A 20,706-nucleotide genomic window follows, 5' to 3' on the forward strand; every position below is an offset into this window, starting at 1 on the left:
CGAGAAGACTCGCGGGGCGCGCCGCTCGTTACGGGGAGGACCGGGCGGGCGCACTCAGTGCTCGTCGGCCAGGATCAGGTAGAGCTTCTTGCGGGCGTCGTTGACGACCCCCACCGCCTTCTCCCGCTGCTCGGGGGTGCCGGTCTTGAAGACCTGCGCGAAGGCCTCCATCAGGCCGATGCCGGCCGTCCTGACCTCCTGCATCGCCTCGAAGTCGAAGCCGCGCCCGGCATCCGCCCACGGGGCGTCCGGGCCCGACTCGGCCTCGGCACGGCCGGCGTCGGTGAGCGTGAACAGCTTCTTGCCGCCCTCGCTCTCGTTGGTGATGAGCCCCTCGTCCTCGAGCAGCTGCAGGGTCGGATAGACGGAGCCCGGGCTGGGCTTCCAGGCCCCGCCGCTGCGCTCGCCGATCTCCTGGATCATCTCGTAGCCGTGCATCGGCCGGTCGGCGAGCAGCGCCAGGATCGAGGCGCGCACGTCACCGCGCCGCGCCCGGCCCCGCGGTCCCCCACGCCCGCCGCGGCCGCCGAAGGGCCCTCCACCGAAGGGCGGCCCGAACGGCCCAAAGGCGGCTCGCCGCCCCGGATACCCCTCCCGACGATCAGGCCCGCAGTGACCGTGGCCCCGTCCGTGCTCATGCCCGTGGCCGGGGCCGTGTCCGTGCTGTCCGTGTGAACGCATGACCTCGCTCCTTTCGTCACGTCGTGATGTGGACATCGGTTCTCCGATATCTCCACTATCGATGAGCGATCGCGATGCGTCAACGATATATCGGCAATAGTTCAACTAGTAGAGACCCGGGCATCGCCCGCCAGGCAGCCCTCCCGACCGTTCGTCACCCTGGGTGGGATGTCCGTCACGGAGAGATCGCTCCGCCCCCGCAACCCGCGGGTCGGCTTCCGGACGGGACTCGCCGAGAGTCCCGTCCCGTCCGGCCGGCCCCTCGCCCTCGCCCTCGCCCTCGCCCTCGACAGAAAGAGCCACGATGACCACCACCCTCTTCTCCGCTGCTCCCCGCACCACGTCCGGCGGCAGAATCACCCCCTGGGACGTCGGTATGCCCGTGCTGCGCGTCGTGCTCGGCGCGATCATGGCCGTCCATGGAACACAGAAGCTGTTCCAGTGGTTCGACGGCCCCGGCATCAAGGTCACGGGCATGTTCTTCAGCAAGGCCGGCTACCCGGCGGGCGAGACCATGGCGGGAATCGCGGGCCTGACCGAGACGCTGGGAGGTCTGGGCCTGATCCTCGGCCTGTTCACCCCGCTGGCCGCCGCCGGCATCGTCGGCGTCATGATCAACGCCATCGCGGTCAAGTGGACCGGCTCCGTGCTCGGCCAGGAAGGGATCGAGTTCGAGTCCCTGATCATCGCCGCGTCCGTCACCATCGCGCTCACCGGTCCCGGCCGCTTCGCCCTGGACCGGTTCGTGCCGGTGCTCCGCGACCACCGGCTGGTCCACGGCTTCCTCGCCCTCGCCCTGGGGGTCGCCCTGGCTGCCGCGGTGCTGCTGGTACGGGACTGATCCTGAAGCCGGCGCATGGAGGGGCGAGCACGAGGTCGACCACCCGAGGGCGACACCCGCTCGGCCCCCGGTTCGCAACAGGAGACCAGTCACCCCGAATTGGCCTTTGTCGGCGATCGGGGAACCGCCCTAACGTCGGTGCATGCGCATCCGAATCGTCGACGCCTTCACCGACCGCCCGTTCCATGGGAACCCCGCCGGAGTCCTGATCCTCGACACCGCGTTCCCCCCGGACGCCTGGCTCCAGCAGGTCGCCGCCGAGGTGAACCTCTCCGAGACCGCCTTCGCCCACCCCCTGCCGCCCGGCGGGGACGCCGACTGGGCGCTGCGCTGGTTCACCCCGGTCGCCGAGGTCGACATGTGCGGCCACGCCACGCTCGCCACGGCGCACGTGCTGAAGACCGGTGGCCTCGCCACGGGACTGATCCGGTTCTCCGCGCGCTGCGGCGTCCTCACGGCCGAGACCGCCGAGGACGGCACGATCACCATGGACTTTCCGACGTCCTCACTGACGCCGGTCCCGGCGCCTACCGCTGTGGCCCATGCGCTCGGCGGGGCGCCGATCCTCTCCGTGCACGACACCTCCGCGCACATCGGCGACCTGCTGATCGAGCTCGCCGACGAGAAGACCGTCCGCGAACTGGACCCGGATCACGGCGCTCTGCGCGCCTTCGCCAAGCGGGGGGTGATCGTCACGGCGGCCGCCGAGAACCCGTCCCTCGGGTACGACTTCGTCTCCCGTGGCTTCTTCCCGTCCTTCGGGATCGACGAGGACCCGGTGACCGGGAGCGCCCACACCGCGCTCGCCCCGTTCTGGGCACAGCGCCTGGGCCGTACCGAGCTGACCGGCCTCCAGGGAGGTGCGCGACAGGGGCTCGTACGGGTGACCCTGGCGGGCGAACGCACTCTGCTGACGGGTCACGCGGTCACCGTGCTCGACGGGGAACTCCTCACCGCCCCGTGAGCGGAGGGCGGTGAACGCGCCGGGCGCCGTGCCGGGTCCCGCCCGTCACGGCGTCGGCAGCCAGTCCACCCTGCCCGCGAGCAGGGCGTACCCGGCGAAGGCCACGATGTCGAGCAGTGCGTGCGCGACGACGAGCGGTCCCACCCGTCCCCAGCGGCGGTAGGCGAGGACGAAGACGACGCCCATCACCACGTTGCCGATGAATCCGCCGATGCCCTGATAGAGGTGGTAGGAGCCGCGCAGCACGGAGCTGGCCAGCAGCGCGGTCATCGGCGACCAGCCCAGCTGGTCGAGCCGGCGCAGCAGGTAGGCCAGCACGATGACCTCCTCCACCACGGAGTTCTGGATCGCGGAGAGGATCAGTACGGGGAACTTCCACCACACGTCGGGCAGCGCCTCCGGCACCACCGTGAGGTTGAAGCCGGTGGCCCGGGCGCCCAGGTAGAAGGCCAGCCCCGCGCTCCCGATCCCGGCCGCGACGAGAGCGCCCCGGCATAGGTCCCACAGGGGCCGGGTGCGGTCGAAGCCCAGGACCCGCAGCCCGGGTGCGCCCTCCCGGGTCAGGAGGTGCGCCACCAGCAGGACGGGGATCAGTGCGGTCGCGATGCCGAACAGCTGCCAGGCCAGGTCCAGCCAGGGCCGCCCGGGGGCGTACGAGCCGTTGAGCGTGGCGGCCTGGTCCTTGAGGCCGCCCGGTTTGGTGAGCGAGCCTATGAAGCTGATCAGCGCGGAGAACCCGCTGGCTCCCAGCGACAGCGCCAGGACGAGCAGGGTCTCGGTACGCAGAAGGCTGCGCCGCCCGCCCTCGCTCAGCTCCACGAACACCGGCTCCGGATCCGCCCGCACGCCCGACTCCCGTCCTGCCATCCCGTTGCGACCACCCCATACTGCCTCCTCGGCGGACCGGGAGGATCACTGCGGGTGGGATCACCCGGATCACCGGGATCGACGGACGGCCCGGCGGACGCGCGGCGGTCCCCGCCTCAGGGCCCGGCGTTGGACAGGACGACAGGACAGCAGGACGGCCCGGCGCTGGACAGGACGGCAGGACGCCACACCGGCCCAGCGCAGGCCGGGCTGCTCAGCGCACCGCCGGCACGGAGGCGCTCACCTCCTCGGCCAGGCCCACGGGCCAGGTGTGCACGGGGTCGCCCTTGTGCATCAGCTCGGTGTACCGGCGCGTGGTCGCGGCCAGGGCCTCGTCCCGCTCCAGCCCGGTCGCGAGCGCCCGGTGGTAGGTGTCCACCTGCCAGGTCGCCCCGTTCACCCGCCGCCGGCAGCGCTCCTCGATGATGCCGAGGTAGTGGTCCCGGTCCGCGGGCTCGATGCCCCAGGCGTCCAGCCCCGCGGCCGCCATCGGCAGCAGCTCGTCCAGGACCAGCCGCACGGCGGGCACACTCGCCAGCCCCCCGGCCCGGCCCCGGCGCGGCCACCGCAGCCGCGCGTCGATCCCGTATCGGCAGGCCGCGTCGAAGTTCGCCTCGGCCTCGGCGAAGGGCAGCCGGGTCCACACCGGGCGCGGCTCGTCGGCCAGCGTGCGGACGAGCCCGTAGTAGAAGGCGGCGTTGGCGACGACGTCGGCGACCGTCGGCCCGGCCGGCAGCACCCGGTTCTCCACCCGCAGGTGGGGTATCCCGTCCGCGACGCCGTAGACGGGCCGGTTCCACCGGTAGACGGTGCCGTTGTGCAGGACCAGCTCCTGCAGCCCCGGCACCCCGCCCCCGGCGAGCACCCGCAGCGGCTCCTCCTCGTCGCATATCGGCAGCAGGGACGGGAAGTAGCGGACGTTCTCGGCGAAGAGCTCGTACGCCGAGTCCACCCACCGCTCCCCGAACCAGGTGCGCGGCCGGACACCCTGGGCCTGGAGCTCGGGCGGCCGGGTGTCGGTGGCCTGCGTGAAGAGCGGCGGCCGGGACTCCCGCCACAGCTCGCGCCCGAACAGGAAGGGCGAGTTGGCGCCGACGGCTATCTGCGCCGCGGCCACCGCCTGGGCCGCGTTCCACACCGCCGAGAACCGGGCCGGCGTCACCTGCAGGTGCAGCTGTACGGAGGTGCAGGCGGCCTCCGGCACGATCGACCCGGAGGTCCAGATCAGCCGCTCGACACCGTCGATGTCGAGCGTGAAGTCCTCGCCGCGCATCATCAGGATCTGCTCATTGAGCAGTGAGTAGCGGTCCACCGCCGAGAGGTTCGCGGTGACCAGGTCGGCGCGGGAGATCGTCGGCAGAATACCGATCATCACCACACCGGCGTCGATCTCCGCAGCCTGCCGGTGGGCATAGCCGAGCCCCGCACTGAGTTCCTCGGCGAGCTGGTCGAATACCCGGCCGCCGAGCCGGTGCGGAAGGACGTTCACCTCCAGATTGAACATTCCCAGCTCCGTCTGGAAATCGGGGCTCGCAATCCGCTCCAGCACCTGGGCATTCATCATTCTCGGCAACCCGTCGGCACCCGCGAGATTCAGCTCGATCTCCAGCCCCATCATGTTCTTCGGGCGATCGAACCTCTTCTCCGCCAGGAGTATCTCCAGTCCCTCCAGACACTCGTGAAGCTTCCTTCGATACCGCTGCCGATCGGACAGGTCGAATCCGCCCGCCACGACCTTCTCCCCCATCGAAGAGTCCCTCCTCAGTGGCCTGGCCCAGGGCATCCAGGCGCGCATGTACGGTCGATGATGCCCCGGCATCGTGATCCATAACGCCGAGGGGGCGTGCGTGGCGAGGAGCGCGCGCCGGTTTGGCCGAAGGGCGCTTCGGCACATTCACCTGGCAAGTCGCGTTGCGCAAATTCCTCTTCGCTTTTGCCCGTTCCGTAAAACCGGCGCTTTCCAGCCGAGCCCCCTTCCGGTAACCTCCGAGGTCAGCGCGGCACGTTCGCGCGCATCCGGCATGAATGCCATGTCAGCGGGACCGGTAAGCACCTTGTCGGCAATAGGCCGGACAGCTAGCCGAAACACTGCGTGAACACATGTCGTATAAACTCCGCGCACGAGGCAGAGAGTTGGCGCGCGGCCATTGCCCCTCGGCCCCCCTCTGGCCCCAGAATGCGACAACGCCGTCCGCACCTGCCCCCGTTCCACAGGTCTCCCAAGTGAGAGGCGACCCACCATGCCGCTGCATGTCCCTCCGGCTCCCGCGCCCGCCCTGCGCAGCGTCCTCGCGGCACTCGGTTCCCCCACCGCCGTCCACGAGGCGCACACTCCGGCCCTGCGCACGGTCCAGGGGCCGCTGACCGCCGAGCTCGCCCTTCCGGTCCACGTCCTCGACCGGCTCGACATGTCGGGTCTCACGGCCGGGGGCAGGCCGCCCCGTACGCGGCTGACCGGCTGGCGGTTCCTGATCCGCAGCGGGGACCGCCACGTCGCCGCGGCCGACACCCGGCTGACCCCGGACGGCTGGGCCTTCTCCCATTTCTTCGAGGGGCCCTACATCGCCGCCACCGAGCGCGCCCTGCGCCAGGCGGAGTCCCTGGGCACGAGCTACCAGCCGCGGCTGCTGTCCGTACCGGAGCTGTACATGCTGACCCTGTGGCTGCACGGTGCGGTGGGAGCCGACCCTTCCGCCGGCCTGCCCGCCGGCGAGGACCTGCTGGTGCCACTGGCCCCGGCGCCGCCCGGCATCGCCGCGTACCGGCCGCATCCGGTCTCCGAGCTGCTGCCCGTGCTCACTCACCGGCTGACCCCCGCTGCGGCCCCGGCCCCTCCTTCACTGGCCGCGCCCGCCGCCTGACCCGATTCACCCATCCGGCCTAGTCCCTTGGGGCCATCCGCGAACCATCCGAAATGACAGGGGAGTTGGCCTGAACCGCCCGCACGAGTGATGCGTCCTCAATCTGTGAGGACAGCTGCCGGGAAATACCTGCGAAGCGGCTGTCGTGGGGGAAGACTGAGGACACGCTCCCCGCGGGTGCGGGGATGACCCAGGGGGACGGCCATGAATCACGCATCGAGCCGTAGCACGCAGACCACACCGCAGCGAAAGAACGCATCCATGTGCCAGCACCAGCCAGCCTGCCCGTCAGCCGAATCCGCCGACCGGGAGGCCGCGCGCCCTGTGGCCAACCACCCGGAACAGGGCTGGAGCCTGCTGTGCAATGGCGTCCTGCTCTTCGAGGACACCGGTGAGCTGCTGCCGGACGGCCAGATCATCGCCCCGCACCGCCCGCTCGCGGCGGCGTAGGCGACGAAGAGACCCGACCGACGGCGGCCACGAGGAAGGGGCCGGTCCGGGAGACTCTCCCGACCGGCCCCTTGCTCATGTCATACGACGCTCATCCGTCGCTGGACGGCTCAGTTGTCGTACTCGTCCAGCGGCGGGCAGGAGCACACGAGGTTGCGGTCGCCGAACGCACCGTCGATGCGGCGCACCGGCGGCCAGTACTTCTCTGCGGCCGTGACCCCGCCCGGGAAGACGGCCTCGTCCCGGGTGTACGGGTGGTTCCACTCGCCGCCCAGAGCCGCCGCGGTGTGCGGGGAGTTCGCCAGCGGGTTGTCGTCCACCGGCCACTCGCCGCCCGCGACCCGCTCGATCTCGCCGCGGATCGCGATCATCGCGTCGCAGAAGCGGTCGATCTCGGCGAGGTCCTCGGACTCCGTCGGCTCGATCATCAGCGTGCCGGCGACCGGGAAGGACATCGTCGGCGCGTGGAAGCCGTAGTCGATCAGACGCTTGGCGATGTCGTCCACGCTCACACCCGTGGCCTTCGACAGCGGGCGCAGGTCGATGATGCACTCGTGCGCGACCAGATTGCCCGGGCCCGTGTAGAGCACCGGGTAGTGCGGCTCAAGGCGCTTGGCGATGTAGTTCGCGCCGAGCACCGCCACCTGGGTGGCGCGCTTGAGGCCCTCGCCGCCCATGAGGCGCACGTACGACCAGGAGATCGGCAGGATGCCGGCCGAGCCCCACGGTGCGGCCGAGATCGGGCCGACGCCCGTCTCCGGCCCCGCGGTCGGCTGGAGCGGGTGGTTCGGCAGGTACGGGGCCAGGTGCGCCCGGACACCGACCGGGCCGACGCCCGGACCGCCGCCGCCGTGCGGGATACAGAAGGTCTTGTGCAGGTTCAGGTGCGAGACGTCGCCGCCGAAGTGACCCGGCTTGGCGAGGCCGACCAGGGCGTTCAGGTTGGCGCCGTCGACGTAGACCTGGCCGCCGGCCTCGTGCACCTGGGCGCAGATGTCGGCGACGTGCTCCTCGAACACACCGTGCGTGGACGGGTAGGTGATCATCAGCACGGCGAGCTCGTCGCGGTGCTGCTCGATCTTGGCGCGCAGGTCGTCCGCGTCCACCTCGCCGTCGTCGGCGGTCTTGACGACGACGACCTTCATGCCGGCCATCACGGCGCTCGCGGCGTTGGTGCCGTGCGCGGAGGACGGGATGAGGCAGATGGTGCGCTGCTCGTCGCCGTTCGCGCGGTGGTAGGCGCGGACGGCCAGCAGACCGGCGAGCTCACCCTGGGAGCCGGCGTTCGGCTGGATGGAGACCTTGTCGTAGCCGGTGACCTCGCAGAGACGTTCCTCCAGCTCGTTGATGAGCGTGAGGTAGCCCTCGGCCTGCTCCACGGGGGCGAAGGGGTGCAGCTGGCCGAACTCGGGCCTGGTCACCGGCTCCATCTCGGTGGTCGCGTTGAGCTTCATGGTGCAGGAGCCCAGCGGGATCATGCCGCGGTCCAGCGCGTAGTCCTTGTCCGACAGCTTGCGCAGGTAGCGCAGCATCGCGGTCTCGGAGCGGTGCTGGTGGAAGACCGGGTGCGTCAGGTACTCGTCCGAGCGCAGCAGGCCCTCGGGCAGGGTCTCGTCCGTGGTCGCGTCGAGCGCCTCGATGTCGGCGGTGACACCGAAGGCGGCCCAGACGGCCTCGATGTCGGCGCGCAGGGTGGTCTCGTCGCAGGCGACGGAGACGAGGTCGGCGTCGACCCGGTACAGGTTGACCCCTCCCTCGCGGGCGGCGGCGACGACCTCGGCGGCACGGCCCGGAACACGGGCGGTGACGGTGTCGAAGTACGAGCCGTGCACGATCTCGACCCCGCCGGCCGTCAGGCCCGCGGCGAGCAGGGCCGCGTAGCGGTGGGTCCGGCGGGCGATCGTCCGCAGGCCGTCCGGACCGTGGTAGACGGCGTACATGCCGGCCATGACGGCGAGCAGCACCTGCGCGGTGCAGATGTTACTGGTGGCCTTCTCGCGGCGGATGTGCTGCTCGCGGGTCTGCAGGGCCAGGCGGTACGCCTTGTTGCCGTCCGCGTCCACCGAGACGCCGACGAGGCGGCCGGGCAGCGAGCGGGCGTGCTTGTCCTGGACGGCCATGTAGCCGGCGTGCGGTCCGCCGAAGCCCATCGGGACACCGAAGCGCTGGGTGGTGCCGACGGCGATGTCCGCGCCCAGCGCACCCGGCGAGGTAAGCAGGGTCAGCGCGAGCAGGTCCGCGGACACGGCGACGATCGCGCCGAGCTCGTGGGCCTGGTCGATGACGGGCTTGATGTCGCGGACGGCGCCCGAGGCACCCGGGTACTGGACCAGCACGCCGTAGACACCACGCTCGGCGATCTCGGCGGGGATGCCGGCGGACAGGTCGGCGACGACGACCTCGATGCCGATCGGCTCGGCGCGTGTCTCGATGACCGCGATGGTCTGCGGCAGCGCGTCGGCGTCCACGAGGAAGACGTTGCCCTTGGCCTTGCCCACGCGGCGGGCCAGCGTCATGGCCTCGGCGGCCGCGGTGCCCTCGTCGAGCAGCGAGGCGCCCGAGGTCGGCAGGCCGGTGAGGTCGGCGACGACGGTCTGGAAGTTCAGGAGGGCCTCCAGGCGGCCCTGCGAGATCTCCGGCTGGTACGGCGTGTACGCCGTGTACCAGGCCGGGTTCTCCATGACGTTGCGGAGGATGACGGGCGGCGTGAAGGTCCCGTAGTAGCCGAGACCGATCATGGAGGAGAGGACCTGGTTGCGGTCGGCGAGCGAGCGCAGCTCGGCCAGCACCTCGGCCTCGGTGCGCGCCTCGGGCAGGTTCAGCGCCTCGGCGGTCTTGATCACATCCGGGACCGCGGCGGCGGTCAGTTCGTCCAGGGAGCCGTAGCCCACATGGGCGAGCATCTTCGCCTGCGCCTCGGCATCAGGGCCGATGTGGCGCTGTTCGAAGGGGATGCCTCGCTCCAGCTGGGAGAGCGGAATGCGGTTGGCGGTCATGTACGGAGGCCTCCTGGTCGTATGACCTGCGAGGGGCACCACGGCGCGGGCACCCGGACGGCCTCCCCCTCTGTCATCTCAACCTGAGAGTTTCACCGGAGTCAGGGGGTTCGCCCGAGAGCTCCGGCTTTCACCGTCGGTGAGGAGAGGAACCGGCACTACGCGCCCGGTACCCGCCCCTGCTTTCCAGAGTGGCCTCGTCCGTGCGGTACGTATGCCTGAGAGATTCCGGGGAGGATTTGCTCCTTCGGCGCCTCCGTCTTGCTCACTCGGAGGACTCTCCCGCACAGGGTCGACAGCCGTCACCCAGCCTACCAGCGAGGATCCGGGCCCTCCCCCGAGTGGCCCCCGCTGCTGAAATGCACTTCTGTAGTCATTACGGAGGAGTTGCGACCAATTGGAGGGACCGTGCAGACCGACATCGATCCGCGCAGCCTGATCGGCCGCAAGGCGTTCGACCGCAACGGCACCAAGATCGGCACCATCGACGAGGTCTACCTCGACGATGCCACGGGCGTTCCGGAATGGGCGGCCGTCCGTACGGGCATGTTCAGCCGGGACGCCTTCGTCCCGCTGGAGCCGAGCGAGATGGTGGGCGACACCCTGCGGGTGCCCTTCGACCGCTCCCTCATCAGGGACGCCCCGGACTTCGGAGTCGGCCGCCACCTCTCCCCGGAACAGGAGCTGCAGCTCTACCACCACTACGGCCTGGACACGACCCTGCCGAGCGAGTTCCGCCACGACTTCGGACACCTGGCGGGAGACGAGGGCTGATCGTCGGGCGGCGGAGGACCCAGCTGCCGGGCTTCCGGACTCCCGGATGCTGCAGATCAGGCCTTGCGGATCGGGCCTTCGGCTCAGGCCCGGTCGGCGGCACCCGGTTCTGCGTCCCCCACCAGCGGCAGCGGATCGGACGGCTCCAGCTCGGGGTCGTCCACCCGGAAGGTCCGCACCCGGCCGGGCTCCGATCCGGGCTGTTCGAACCGTACGGTCACCCTCCCGACGCCGCTGCCCTGCACCCATCCGGGCCCGTACAGGGCGTGCCGTACGTCGCTCCCGGCCGCCCACCGCCGCTCCGGTGCCGGCTCCGGAGCGGCGGACGGATCCCCACCCTCCTGGGGCCCTGAGGCCCCTGCGGCACCTGCAGCCCCTGCGGCCCCTGGGGCACCGCCAGAGGCCGCCTCCGACTCGGTCACGCCCCCCGTGCCGTCCGCACCGCCTCCACCGCCCCTGTCCGTCGCACCGGCGGCCGCATCCGGCTCGGCGGCGAGCACCTGCGCGAACAGGTCCTCCTGGGTGTAGTCCGCCAGCCCGGTCACCCCCACCCCCAGCAGTCGCACGCCGCCCGTGGTGTCCACCCCTTCCAGCAGCCTCGCCGCCGCCTCCCGCACCACTCCGGGGTCGTCCGTGGGCCCCCGCAGCGTCTCGGACCGCGTCAGCGTGGAGAAGTCGTACCGCCGCACCTTGAGCACGATCGTGCGCCCCGAGTGCCCCGACCCCTTGAGCCGCTGGACACACCGGTCGGCGAGCCTCTGCACCTCGTTCCGGATCCGTACCCGGTCGTGCAGATCCACGTCGAAGGTGTCCTCGACCGATACGGACTTCGCGTCCCGCTCCGCGACCACCGGCCGGTCGTCCAGCCCCAGCGCCATCCGGTACAGGCCCGTACCGTGCGCGCGGCCGACCATCCGGACCAGCTCGTCGTCCCCGGCCTCCACCAGCTCGCCCACCGTGGTGATGCCGGCGCGCCGCAGGTGCTCGCCGGTGGCCGGCCCCACCCCGGGCAGGGTCCGTACCGACATCGGCGCGAGCAGTTCCCGCTCCGTCCCCGGCTCGATCAACAGCAGCCCGGCGGGCTTGGCCTCCTCGGAGGCCACCTTGGCCAGCATCTTCGACCCGGCCAGTCCCACCGAGCCGCTGAGCCCCGTGGCGGCCCTGATGTCCGCCCGCAGCCGCTCCCCCGTCGCCCGGGCGGTCGGCGCGTCGAAGGCGACCCCGCCGGCCTCCAGATCCACGAACGCCTCGTCCAGGCTGAGCGGCTCCACCAGCGGCGACAGCTCCCGCAGCATGGCCATCACCACGTCACTGACCTGTCGGTAGAGGCTGAAGCGCGGGATCAGACAGGCGCCGTTCGGGCAGAGCCGCCGCGCCTGCGCCATCGGCATGGCCGAGTGCACCCCGAACCGCCTGGCCTCGTACGACGCCGTGGCGACGACCCCGCGCGGCCCCAGCCCGCCGACGATGACGGCCTTCCCCCGCAGGCTGGGCTTCGACGCCTGTTCGACGGAGGCGTAGAAGGCATCCATGTCCAGATGCAGGATGGTCGGCGCGGCTCTCACAGCCCCGATGCTGCCCTACGGCACTGACATTTCCGGGGCCGGATCAGACGGCGCGGTTGCGCCGGGCCGCCAGCTCGTCCGTCGGGTTGTGTCTGACCAGGGTCTCGCCGGTGTCCACGCGCTCCCCGTGCAGCTGCGACAGCGCGCTCTCCACATCGCGCCACGCCACGCCCACGGCGATGCCGAAGACGCCCTGCCCGCCCTGGAGCAGACTCACGACCTGATCCGGCGAGGTGCACTCGTACACGGTGGCGCCGTCGCTCATCAGCGTCATGCGCTCGAGATCCGAGAACTCGCGGTCATGCAGGTGCTGCACGGCCGTACGGATGTTCTGCAGCGCCACCCCGGTGTCCAGGAAACGCTTGACGATCTTGAGGACGACGACGTCGCGGAAGCTGTAGAGCCGCTGCGTGCCCGAGCCGTACGCCGCACGCACACTGGGCTCGACCAGCCCGGTGCGCGCCCAGTAGTCGAGCTGTCGATAGGTGATGCCGGCCGCGGCGCACGCCGTCGGCCCGCGGTATCCGATCTGCTCGGGCGCCGGGTCCCCGCCCACCGGTCCGACCGGCGTCGACTCCGGCTGACGGTGCGCGGAACCGACCGCACCGCCGTGCAGCGGATACGGCCCAGCGTCACTCCGTGCGGGGGTACCCCCGGTCGTACCGTCGCCCGTGATCCTCACGCCGACCCTCCGTCCTTGCCTGCCCACCTCGAAGGTAGGCAGTCACCAGGGGTGCGTCAACGATCGCCACACTCGGCACGCCGAGTGATAATCACCCTGAGAGTGGTTTCCCGTATCCCTTTATGGGGAAAGGCTACTCGAATGGGCCGAAAGTACCGTGAAGAGGACGCGCTCGGCGCCTCACTGCGGGCCGGTGCCGAAGTCCTCGGGCGAGATCTGATCGAGGAACTCGCGGAACTTCTCCACCTCGTCCTCCTGCTCGTCCGGAATGGCGATTCCGGCGTCGTCGAGCACGCCGTCACTGCCGAAGATCGGCGTCCCCGTCCGCAGGGCGAGCGCTATGGCGTCGGACGGCCGCGCGCTCACCTCGACCCCGCTGGCGAAGACGAGCTCCGCGTAGAAGACGCCCTCCCGCAGATCCGTGATCCGGACCTCGGTGAGCTCCTCGCCGATCGCCTCCAGCACGTCCTTGAACAGGTCGTGCGTCAGCGGCCGGGCAGGGGCCATCCCCTGCTGCGCGAAGGCAATGGCGGTCGCCTCCCCAGGTCCGATCCAGATGGGGAGGTACCGGTCGCCTCCCACTTCACGCAGGAGCACGATCGGTTGGTTGGAGGGCATTTCCACCCGGACACCCACAACGTCGAGCTCGTTCACACAGCAACCCTAGGACCTGCCCGGCAGGTTTGGGTAGTCGGGCCCCCCTGCGTCACCTCAGTCGAACCCCGAGAGCGGTCTGCACGAGCGCCTCGTGGAGCCGTACGGAGAGCCCCGCGAGCTCTTTCATGGTGGCCTCCGCATGCGCCCTGGTCTGCGGATTGCGATGCCGGCGCAGCGGTGCCACGACCTGCTCCACCAGACCCGCCTCGCGGTCCGCAGCGGCCTTCATGGCGCGCAGGTGCCGGGGTTCCAGTCCGAAGCGCCCGAGGTCGGCCACCAGCCGGGCCACCGTGACCGCCTCGGCGTCGAACCCGCCGTCCGGCCTTTCGGCGAGCAGCCCGTACGACTCCCACTCGACCAGCTGGACCTCGTCCACGTCGGCGGCCGCGAGCAGCTCGGCGCGACCCACACGGGCCACGGTGGGCCGCTCCCGCCCCACCTCGCCGTAGACGGCCGCCTGACCGGTGGGATCGGCCGCCTCCCCGTGCCCCGCGGGCGCCGGGATACGGATCTGCTCACCGCGTGCGAGCGCGTCGAGCTGCTCGCGGATGACCTTGAGCGGCAGGTAGTGGTCACGCTGCAGCCGCAGGATGCAGGCGAGCCGCTCCACGTCGTCGGAGCTGAACTTGCGGTATCCGGAAGGTGTGCGCCGGGGCTCGACGAGACCCTCCGCCTCCAGAAAGCGGATCTTCGAGATCGTGACTTCGGGGAACTCGTCACGCAGCGTGGTGAGCACGGTGCCGATGCTCACCAGCCGCCCGGCGGTGGCGGCGGTACCGGCGGTGCCGTTCTTCGGGGCACCGCCGGTCGGGGTACGCAGCATGGAACCTTCCCTTTACAGGGTCAGATGCTCCGCAGGCTCGCGCAGAAGACCAGCCGGTACTTGCCGATCTGCACCTCGTCGCCGTTGTGCAGGGCGACGGAGTCGATCGGTTCACGGTTCACGTACGTGCCGTTGAGGCTGCCGACGTCGGCGACGGTGAAGCCGCCGTCCTGGGTCCTGCGGAATTCGACATGGCGCCGGGAGACGGTGACGTCGTCCAGGAAGATGTCGCTCTGCGGGTGCCGGCCGGCCGTGGTCAGCTCGCCGTCCAGCAGGAAGCGGCTGCCTGAGTTGGGACCGCGCCGCACGATGAGCAGGGCGGAACCGGGAGGCAGTGCTTCCACCGCGGCCTGGGCCTCGGGGGACAGCGAGGACGACACGTGCGGTTGTCCCGACACCTCGGCCTCGTAGGCCTCCAGGCCCGAGATCGAGATGGTGGACGTGGTCTCCGAGGCACGCTCCGGCGTCAGGCCCGCCCGCAGCGGCGCCCCGCAGTTGGAGCAGAACCGACTGGCCGCATCGCTGCGGTGTCCGCACCTGCTGCAAATCTGCTCGGCCGACATGGACGGCTCCTCGCGCCGCGGCTGCCCCGCGGAGGCATTGGTGGCATACGGGTCGGGGGCAAACCCTCCACCCGCACTTGAGGTTGATGGTTCACTGAAACCTATGCGTCCGGTACCAGCAGGGTCAACAGCCGACGCGCCGGGGGCGCCGGAAACATCACCCGCGCCGGCGACCTCGTCGCGGAAGAGCGGCCGGTCGCCCTGCCCCTCCGCGTCGCCGTGCCCCGCACGGTGGCGTGCCGCGCCGCTCTCCTCGCGGTTCTTCTTGCCGAACAACTTCTCAAACAACTTCACGGGCGATTCCCCTTGACCGAAACAGACCCGCCCGTGGGGCAGGACGAACTCCGAATGCAGACACCTGCCGACCCGGACATTCTCACAACGTCCGTAACCACCAGACAGTTTCCACCACGCACCGCGACTTCGGTGCGCCGACCCCCCGCAGGCCTCAGCCGACGTGAGCCGCTCCACTCCTCACTCCACATCATCACGATGACGACCGAGCGTAGTCAGGCTGCTTCGCAGCCCGCAAGGCATCCACAACGATCTTCGCCGACCGTGTGACGGCGACGGTGGCCTGCTCCTTCTCCAGCGTCTGCACGACACCGCCGGGGATGTTGAGCGCCGGCTCCAGATCCTGGGGCTTGCCGATCACCTTGAACTCGTAGGGTTGTGTGATCTTCTTACCGTCGATCGCCACCCCGCCGTTCTCGTCCGAGAAGTACGAGCCCGCCACGATGCGCACCCCGTTGATCTGGATCGCCTCGGCCCCCGCCGCCCGCAGTTCCTGAAGCGTGTCCAGCAGCTGGTCGGACTGCACCTGGCCCGTGGGATCGGTGATCTTCAGCGTGATACCGGGACCCTGCGCTGCCACCGTACCGGCCAGGATCCCGAGTTGACGCTCCTTCTCCACGGTCTGCTTGCGGGCCTCTTCCGCCTGGTTGGAGCTGCTCTCCAGCTCCCGCCGCTGATCCTCCAGCCGCTGCTTCTCGTCCTCCAGACGCTGGGTCCGGCCGTCGAGCTCGTCGAGGATCCGTACGAGGTCCTCCTGGCGGGCCCCGCGCAGCGCGCCGGAGTCGTTCGACCGGACCTGGATGGCCAGGCCCAGACCCAGGACGAACAGCAGCAGCGCGACGATCAATTGGGCCCGGCTCACCCGCGGCGGCCACAGCCCGGCCACCAGCCGCTGCCGGCCGGTCTCCGCGGGCTGCCCCGGGGCGTCCTGCGGCGCGCCCCCCGCAGCGTCCGGCTCTTCGGGACCGTCGTTCGTACGCATCGGCCTCACGCCCGGAACACGTGCCGGCGGATGGCCGCGGCATTGGAGAAGATGCGGATGCCGAGGACCACGACCACACCCGTCGACAGCTGCGAGCCGACGCCGAGCTGGTCACCGAGGAAGACGATCAGCGCGGCCACGACCACGTTCGACAGGAACGACACCACGAAGACCTTGTCCACGAAGATGCCGTCCAGCATCGCGCGCAGCCCGCCGAACACCGCGTCCAGCGCCGCCACCACGGCGATCGGCAGATATGGCTCCACCACGGCCGGTACTTCGGGCCGGACCAGAAGTCCGACCACCACTCCGGCCAAGAGGCCCAGTACCGCGATCACGATGCACCCTTCTGCTGCTCTACCGGTGTGGCTGTACGCACGGTCAGACTGGAGGCGGCCGGCAGCCTCACCTCGTCCGCGGCGGACAGGGTGTAGCGGATCCCGTAGCTCTCCTGCAGCACGTGCAGGTACTGACCGTCCACCGAGTCCTGGAAAGCCGTGCCGAGCCGCTTCTTGTCCCCCACCGCCAGCACTTCGTACGGCGGCACCAGCGGCCTGTTGTCGACCAGTATCGCGTCACCCGCGGCTCTGATCGCCGACAGTGCGGTCAGCCGCTGCCCGTTGATGGAAACGGCCTCCGCCCCGGACTGCCACAGGCCGTTGACGATCTTCTGCATGTCACGGTCGCGGAGCCGGCCGGTGTCCGAGAAGCCGGAGCTCTCGCGCGGTCCGCCACCGCCCGCGGAAGCGTCCTTGGCGTCGTCCACCACGAGCTTGATACCCGGCCCGCGGACCTCGGTGGCACCGGACAGCAGCGCCACGAGTTCCCCCTGGCCCCCGCCCGGCTGCTTGAGGGCCGCCCGCTGGCGCGCGGCGACATCGGTCCTCAGCCGGTCGACGTCCCGCTCCAGACCGTGCACCCGCTCATCGGCCCGCTCCACCCGGTCGATCAGTTCCTGACGCTCCTTGGCCAGCACCGGCGCGTCTATCTGCGCCTCGGCGGCGCCGAGCGTGACGACCATGGCGGCGACCACGAGCCCGGCCGCCAGCCCCAGTTTCGCTTGGAGGGTGCGGGGCAGACCCGCCGTACCGTCCGCCTCGCGCCGGGCCGAGGCCTCCGCGTAGCCCTCGTCGAGACTGTGGTCCATCACGTGCGTCAGCAGCGACATGGAAGCGTCCGGGCGCGCAGGCGCAGGAGACGCCGGAGTCCGGTTGGGGGGCGGCTGCGACATGCCGCACATCGTCGCATGTCGGCGCCGTACACACCCAATGCGCCCATCCGGTGGACCGGACGGGGCACTCCCCGCCGGGTCCACCGGACTTCCGCCTAACTCACCGCCTGCCCGGCACTCAGTGGCCGGCCCCGTCCACCACGCCCGCCCACTCGTCGAGCAGGGCCTGTGCGGAGGCGTCGTCGGGGCCTTCGGCCCACAGGTGGGTGACGGCTTCCGCCGGGTCCGGCAAGACCAGCGCCCACCGTCCGTCGGCCTCGACCACCCGCACCCCGTCCGTGGTGTCCACCTGGCGCTCTCCGGCGACTTCCACGACCCTCCGCATGACGAGCCCCTTCACCGCCCACGGCGTCGGCACGTCCCGCTTGAGCACATGGGCCCGCGGAATCCGGGCGTCGATCTGGCTCAGCGTGAGCTGCGTGCGCGCCACCAGCCCGAGCAGCTGCACGAAGGCCGCCGATCCGTCGAAGACGCTGCTGAACTCCGGGACGATGAATCCGCCCCGGCCGTCCCCGCCGAAGATGGTGTTCTCCGCCCGGCCCACGCGGGTCAGGTCGTCCGGCGAGGTCGTCGTCCACTCCACCTGCGTGCCGTGGTAAGCCGCCACCTGCTCGGCGACCCGCGTCGTGGTGACCGGCAGTGCGACCTTGCCGCTGCGCTTCTCCGCGGCCACCAGGTCGAGCATCACCAGGAGCGCCCGGTCGTCCTCGATGATCCGCCCGCGTTCGTCCACGAGGGAGATCCGCTCGCCCACGGGGTCGAACCGCACCCCGAAGGCCGCCCGCGCCGAGGCCACGATCTCCCCCAGCCGCACCAGCCCGGCCCGCCGGGACTCCGCGGTCTCCGTCGGCCTGGACTCGTCGAGCCCGGGATTGATGGTGAGGGCGTCCACGCCGAGCCGTCCCAGCAGGCTCGGCAGGACCAGCCCGGCGCTGCCGTTGGAGGCGTCCACGACGACCTTGAGCCCGGCGTCGCCGATCCCGGTGATGTCCACACGCCGCAGCAGCGAGCCCGTGTAGGCGTCGAAGACACTGCCCGGGAACTGCAGGTCGCCGATCTCACCGGGGAACGCGCGCCGGTACTCCTGGCGTGCGTACACCCGGTCCAGCTTGCGCTGCTGCTGGAGCGAGAGGTCCGCTCCCCGCTCGTCGAGGAACATGATGTCCACCGAGTCCGGCACCCCGGGCGAGGTCCGCAGGACGATCCCGCCGGCGCTGCCGCGCGCCGTCTGCTGGCGCGCCACCGGAAGCGGGACGTTCTCCAGGTCCCGTACGTTGATGGCGCTGGCCTGGAGCGCCGAGATCACGGCCCGCTTGAGCGCTCGGGCGCCTCGGGAGTGGTCACGGGCCGTGGTGACGATCGCCCCCTTCTTCAGGGTCGTCGCATAGGCGCCGGCGAGCCGGACCACCACCTCGGGGGTGATCTCGACGTTCAGGATCCCGGAGACTCCCCGTGCACCGAACAGATGCGCCTGTCCGCGGGACTCCCAGATGACCGATGTGTTGACGAAGGCGCCGGCCTCGATCGTCTTGAAGGGGTAGACGCGCACGTTCCCCTGAACAATCGATTCCTCACCGACGAGGCACTCGTCACCGATGACGGCCCCGTCCTCGATCCGCGCGGCCCGCATGATGTCGGTGTTCTTGCCGATGACGCAGCCGCGGAGATTGCTGTGGGGTCCGATGTACACGTTGTCGTGGACGACGGCCCGGTGCAGGAAGGCTCCGCTCTTGACGACCACGTTCGACCCGACGACGGTGTGCTCGCGGATCTCCGCGCCGGCCTCGACCTTGGCGTAGTCCCCGATGTACAGCGGCCCGCGCAGCACCGCGTCAGGGCTCACCTCCGCCCCTTCGGCGATCCACACCCCGGGCGAGATCTCAAAGCCGTCCATGTCGACCTGGACCTTGCCCTCGAGCACGTCGGCCTGCGCCTTGACGTAGCTCTCGTGCGTGCCCACGTCCTCCCAGTAGCCCTCGGCCACGTAGCCGTAGATCGGCCGGCCTTCCTTCATGAGCTGCGGGAAGACATCGCCGGACCAGTCCACCGAGACGTCCGGATCCACGTAGTCGAAGACCTCTGGCTCCATGACGTAGATGCCGGTGTTGACGGTGTCCGAGAAAACCTGGCCCCAGGTCGGCTTCTCCAGGAAGCGCTCGACCTTGCCTTCCTCGTCGACGATCGTGATGCCGAATTCCAGCGGATTCGGCACCCGGGTCAGGCACACCGTGACGAGTGCGCCCTTCTCCTTGTGGAAGCGGATCAGATCCGTGAGGTCGAAGTCGGTGAGCGCGTCGCCGGAAATGACGAGGAACGCATCATCCTTCAAGGCCTCCTCGGCATTCTTTACGCTGCCGGCGGTGCCGAGTGGCTTCTCCTCGTTGGCATAGGTGAGCTCCATCCCGAGCTCTTCGCCATCCCCGAAATAGTTCTTGACGAGCGACGCCAGGAACTGCACGGTGACCACGGTCTCGCTAAGCCCATGCCGCTTGAGCAGCCTGAGCACATGCTCCATGATCGGCCGGTTCGCCACCGGCAGGAGCGGCTTGGGCATGCTTGAGGTCATGGGGCGAAGACGCGTGCCTTCGCCACCGGCCATCACGACGGCCTTCATGTCGGAAGAGTCCTCCTTGAGAGATGACAGTCGTGCCGACTCCCACCCGTCTCGGTCGGTGACTTCGCAACTCCTCCGCGTCATCCGGCGCCGGGCGGGCTCAATCGGCCGTGGCGTCAGCCTTCACCAGACGGCGGACTTGAACCACGTAAAGGATTCCTGCCCACCAATAGAGGGTTGTACCCCATCCCGCGAACGCCCATCCGAAAACTGACCCCACCCAGGCCAACCAACCCGTGCCATCACTCAGCAGGAGCAACGGAAACGCGTACATCAGGTTGAAGGTCGCGGCCTTGCCGAGGAAGTTGACCTGCGGCGGCGGATAGCCGTGACGGCGCAGGATCCACACCATGACCAGCAACATCAGCTCACGCGCGAGCAGGGCTCCGGTGAGCCACAGCGGCAGGATCTCGCGATAGGTCAGACCGAACAGCGTCGACAGGATGTAGAGGCGGTCCGCGGCCGGGTCCAGCAGCCGGCCGAGGTTGCTGATCTGATTCCAGCGCCGCGCAAGCTTCCCGTCGAGATAGTCGCTGATCCCGCTGAGCATGAGGACGGCCAGGGCCCACCCGTCGTGCTCCGCGAGGATCAACCACAGGAACAGGGGCACGCCGGCCAGGCGAGCCATGCTCAGGATGTTCGGAATGGTGAAAATTCGGTCAGTCTGAACCCGAGTCTCCTGGACCTCCACCCGGGGGCCTCCACTGTGACTGTAGAAATGGTCGTTCGATGCCCCCTGACCCTACAGGAGACCGCACGCGTGTCCTGAACGCAGAAAAGCCCCGCACCGGACCGGTAAAGGTCTGGTGCGGGGCTTCCCGCAATGATTGTTCGGCGGCGTCCTACTCTCCCACAGGGTCC

Annotated in this window: 19 protein-coding genes and 1 riboswitch; of the genes, 5 read left to right on the plus strand and 14 right to left on the minus strand. The window is 70.1% G+C overall.

Going from position 1 to position 20,706, the window contains the following annotated elements:
* Positions 1–54: 54 nt before the first annotated feature.
* On the minus strand, positions 55–681 hold the full coding sequence (locus ACWGIF_RS34230) for a PadR family transcriptional regulator (RefSeq protein ID WP_453503356.1): 627 nt from the start codon (positions 679–681) through the stop codon (positions 55–57).
* 304 nt (positions 682–985) lie between these two features.
* On the opposite strand from ACWGIF_RS34230, the gene ACWGIF_RS34235 reads away from it, so the two are divergent.
* Both ACWGIF_RS34235 and ACWGIF_RS34240 read left to right on the plus strand, forming a co-directional pair.
* A complete protein-coding gene (locus ACWGIF_RS34235; protein WP_453503357.1) occupies positions 986–1,522 on the plus strand; it encodes a DoxX family protein in 537 nt (178 codons plus the stop codon).
* Positions 1,523–1,664: 142 nt separating this feature from the next.
* A complete protein-coding gene (locus tag ACWGIF_RS34240; protein ID WP_453503359.1) occupies positions 1,665–2,486 on the plus strand; it encodes a PhzF family phenazine biosynthesis protein in 822 nt (273 codons plus the stop codon).
* 45 nt (positions 2,487–2,531) lie between these two features.
* On the opposite strand, the gene ACWGIF_RS34245 is transcribed toward ACWGIF_RS34240, so the two are convergent.
* A complete protein-coding gene (locus ACWGIF_RS34245) occupies positions 2,532–3,353 on the minus strand; it encodes a CPBP family intramembrane glutamic endopeptidase (protein WP_453503360.1) in 822 nt (273 codons plus the stop codon).
* 214 nt (positions 3,354–3,567) lie between these two features.
* Positions 3,568–5,100, minus strand: a complete 1,533-nt coding sequence (locus tag ACWGIF_RS34250; protein ID WP_453503361.1) for a glutamate-cysteine ligase family protein — start codon at positions 5,098–5,100, stop codon at positions 3,568–3,570.
* Between the two features lie 493 nt (positions 5,101–5,593).
* Here ACWGIF_RS34250 and ACWGIF_RS34255 point away from each other — a divergent pair, with 493 nt between their 5' ends.
* Positions 5,594–6,214, plus strand: coding sequence for a hypothetical protein (locus ACWGIF_RS34255; protein WP_453503362.1), 621 nt, complete (start codon positions 5,594–5,596; stop codon positions 6,212–6,214).
* 261 nt (positions 6,215–6,475) lie between these two features.
* Positions 6,476–6,664, plus strand: a complete 189-nt coding sequence (locus ACWGIF_RS34260; RefSeq protein WP_030009772.1) for a DUF5999 family protein — start codon at positions 6,476–6,478, stop codon at positions 6,662–6,664.
* Between the two features lie 110 nt (positions 6,665–6,774).
* Here ACWGIF_RS34260 and gcvP read toward each other — a convergent pair whose 3' ends face one another.
* Complete coding sequence (gcvP, locus tag ACWGIF_RS34265) at positions 6,775–9,660, minus strand: aminomethyl-transferring glycine dehydrogenase (RefSeq protein ID WP_453503363.1); 2,886 nt, start codon at positions 9,658–9,660, stop codon at positions 6,775–6,777.
* Between the two features lie 196 nt (positions 9,661–9,856).
* Positions 9,857–9,955: riboswitch (glycine riboswitch) on the minus strand.
* A 113-nt stretch (positions 9,956–10,068) separates the two neighbouring features.
* Here gcvP and ACWGIF_RS34270 point away from each other — a divergent pair.
* Positions 10,069–10,434, plus strand: coding sequence for a PRC-barrel domain-containing protein (locus ACWGIF_RS34270; RefSeq protein WP_453503365.1), 366 nt, complete (start codon positions 10,069–10,071; stop codon positions 10,432–10,434).
* 83 nt (positions 10,435–10,517) lie between these two features.
* Here ACWGIF_RS34270 and ACWGIF_RS34275 read toward each other — a convergent pair whose 3' ends face one another.
* From ACWGIF_RS34275 to ACWGIF_RS34320, 10 genes are all read right to left on the minus strand, one after another.
* Positions 10,518–11,999 carry a DNA polymerase IV gene (locus ACWGIF_RS34275; RefSeq protein ID WP_453503366.1) on the minus strand — a complete coding sequence of 494 codons (1,482 nt, stop codon included), beginning with the start codon at positions 11,997–11,999 and terminating at the stop codon, positions 10,518–10,520.
* 43 nt (positions 12,000–12,042) lie between these two features.
* Entirely contained in the window at positions 12,043–12,681 is a 639-nt protein-coding gene (locus tag ACWGIF_RS34280) for a MerR family transcriptional regulator (RefSeq protein WP_453503367.1), read from the minus strand.
* Between the two features lie 180 nt (positions 12,682–12,861).
* Positions 12,862–13,335, minus strand: coding sequence for a bifunctional nuclease family protein (locus ACWGIF_RS34285; protein WP_250745191.1), 474 nt, complete (start codon positions 13,333–13,335; stop codon positions 12,862–12,864).
* 52 nt (positions 13,336–13,387) lie between these two features.
* The gene (gene ftsR, locus ACWGIF_RS34290) at positions 13,388–14,161 is read right to left on the minus strand and encodes a transcriptional regulator FtsR (RefSeq protein ID WP_453503369.1); all 774 of its coding nucleotides are present in this window, start codon (positions 14,159–14,161) and stop codon (positions 13,388–13,390) included.
* A gap of 20 nt (positions 14,162–14,181) precedes the next feature.
* Positions 14,182–15,126, minus strand: coding sequence for an FHA domain-containing protein (locus ACWGIF_RS34295; RefSeq protein ID WP_453503376.1), 945 nt, complete (start codon positions 15,124–15,126; stop codon positions 14,182–14,184).
* Positions 15,127–15,211: 85 nt separating this feature from the next.
* The gene (locus ACWGIF_RS34300; RefSeq protein ID WP_453503371.1) at positions 15,212–16,000 is read right to left on the minus strand and encodes a DUF881 domain-containing protein; all 789 of its coding nucleotides are present in this window, start codon (positions 15,998–16,000) and stop codon (positions 15,212–15,214) included.
* A 5-nt stretch (positions 16,001–16,005) separates the two neighbouring features.
* Positions 16,006–16,338 carry a small basic family protein gene (locus ACWGIF_RS34305; protein ID WP_326592415.1) on the minus strand — a complete coding sequence of 111 codons (333 nt, stop codon included), beginning with the start codon at positions 16,336–16,338 and terminating at the stop codon, positions 16,006–16,008.
* The gene (locus tag ACWGIF_RS34310) at positions 16,335–17,240 is read right to left on the minus strand and encodes a DUF881 domain-containing protein (protein ID WP_453503373.1); all 906 of its coding nucleotides are present in this window, start codon (positions 17,238–17,240) and stop codon (positions 16,335–16,337) included. The genes ACWGIF_RS34305 and ACWGIF_RS34310 overlap by 4 nt, the downstream gene beginning before the upstream one ends.
* A gap of 109 nt (positions 17,241–17,349) precedes the next feature.
* Positions 17,350–19,845, minus strand: a complete 2,496-nt coding sequence (locus ACWGIF_RS34315; RefSeq protein ID WP_453503374.1) for a sugar phosphate nucleotidyltransferase — start codon at positions 19,843–19,845, stop codon at positions 17,350–17,352.
* Between the two features lie 100 nt (positions 19,846–19,945).
* Positions 19,946–20,536 carry a CDP-alcohol phosphatidyltransferase family protein gene (locus ACWGIF_RS34320; RefSeq protein WP_453503375.1) on the minus strand — a complete coding sequence of 197 codons (591 nt, stop codon included), beginning with the start codon at positions 20,534–20,536 and terminating at the stop codon, positions 19,946–19,948.
* Positions 20,537–20,706: the final 170 nt, after the last annotated feature.

The organism is Streptomyces sp. NPDC054849 (genome assembly GCF_053610945.1).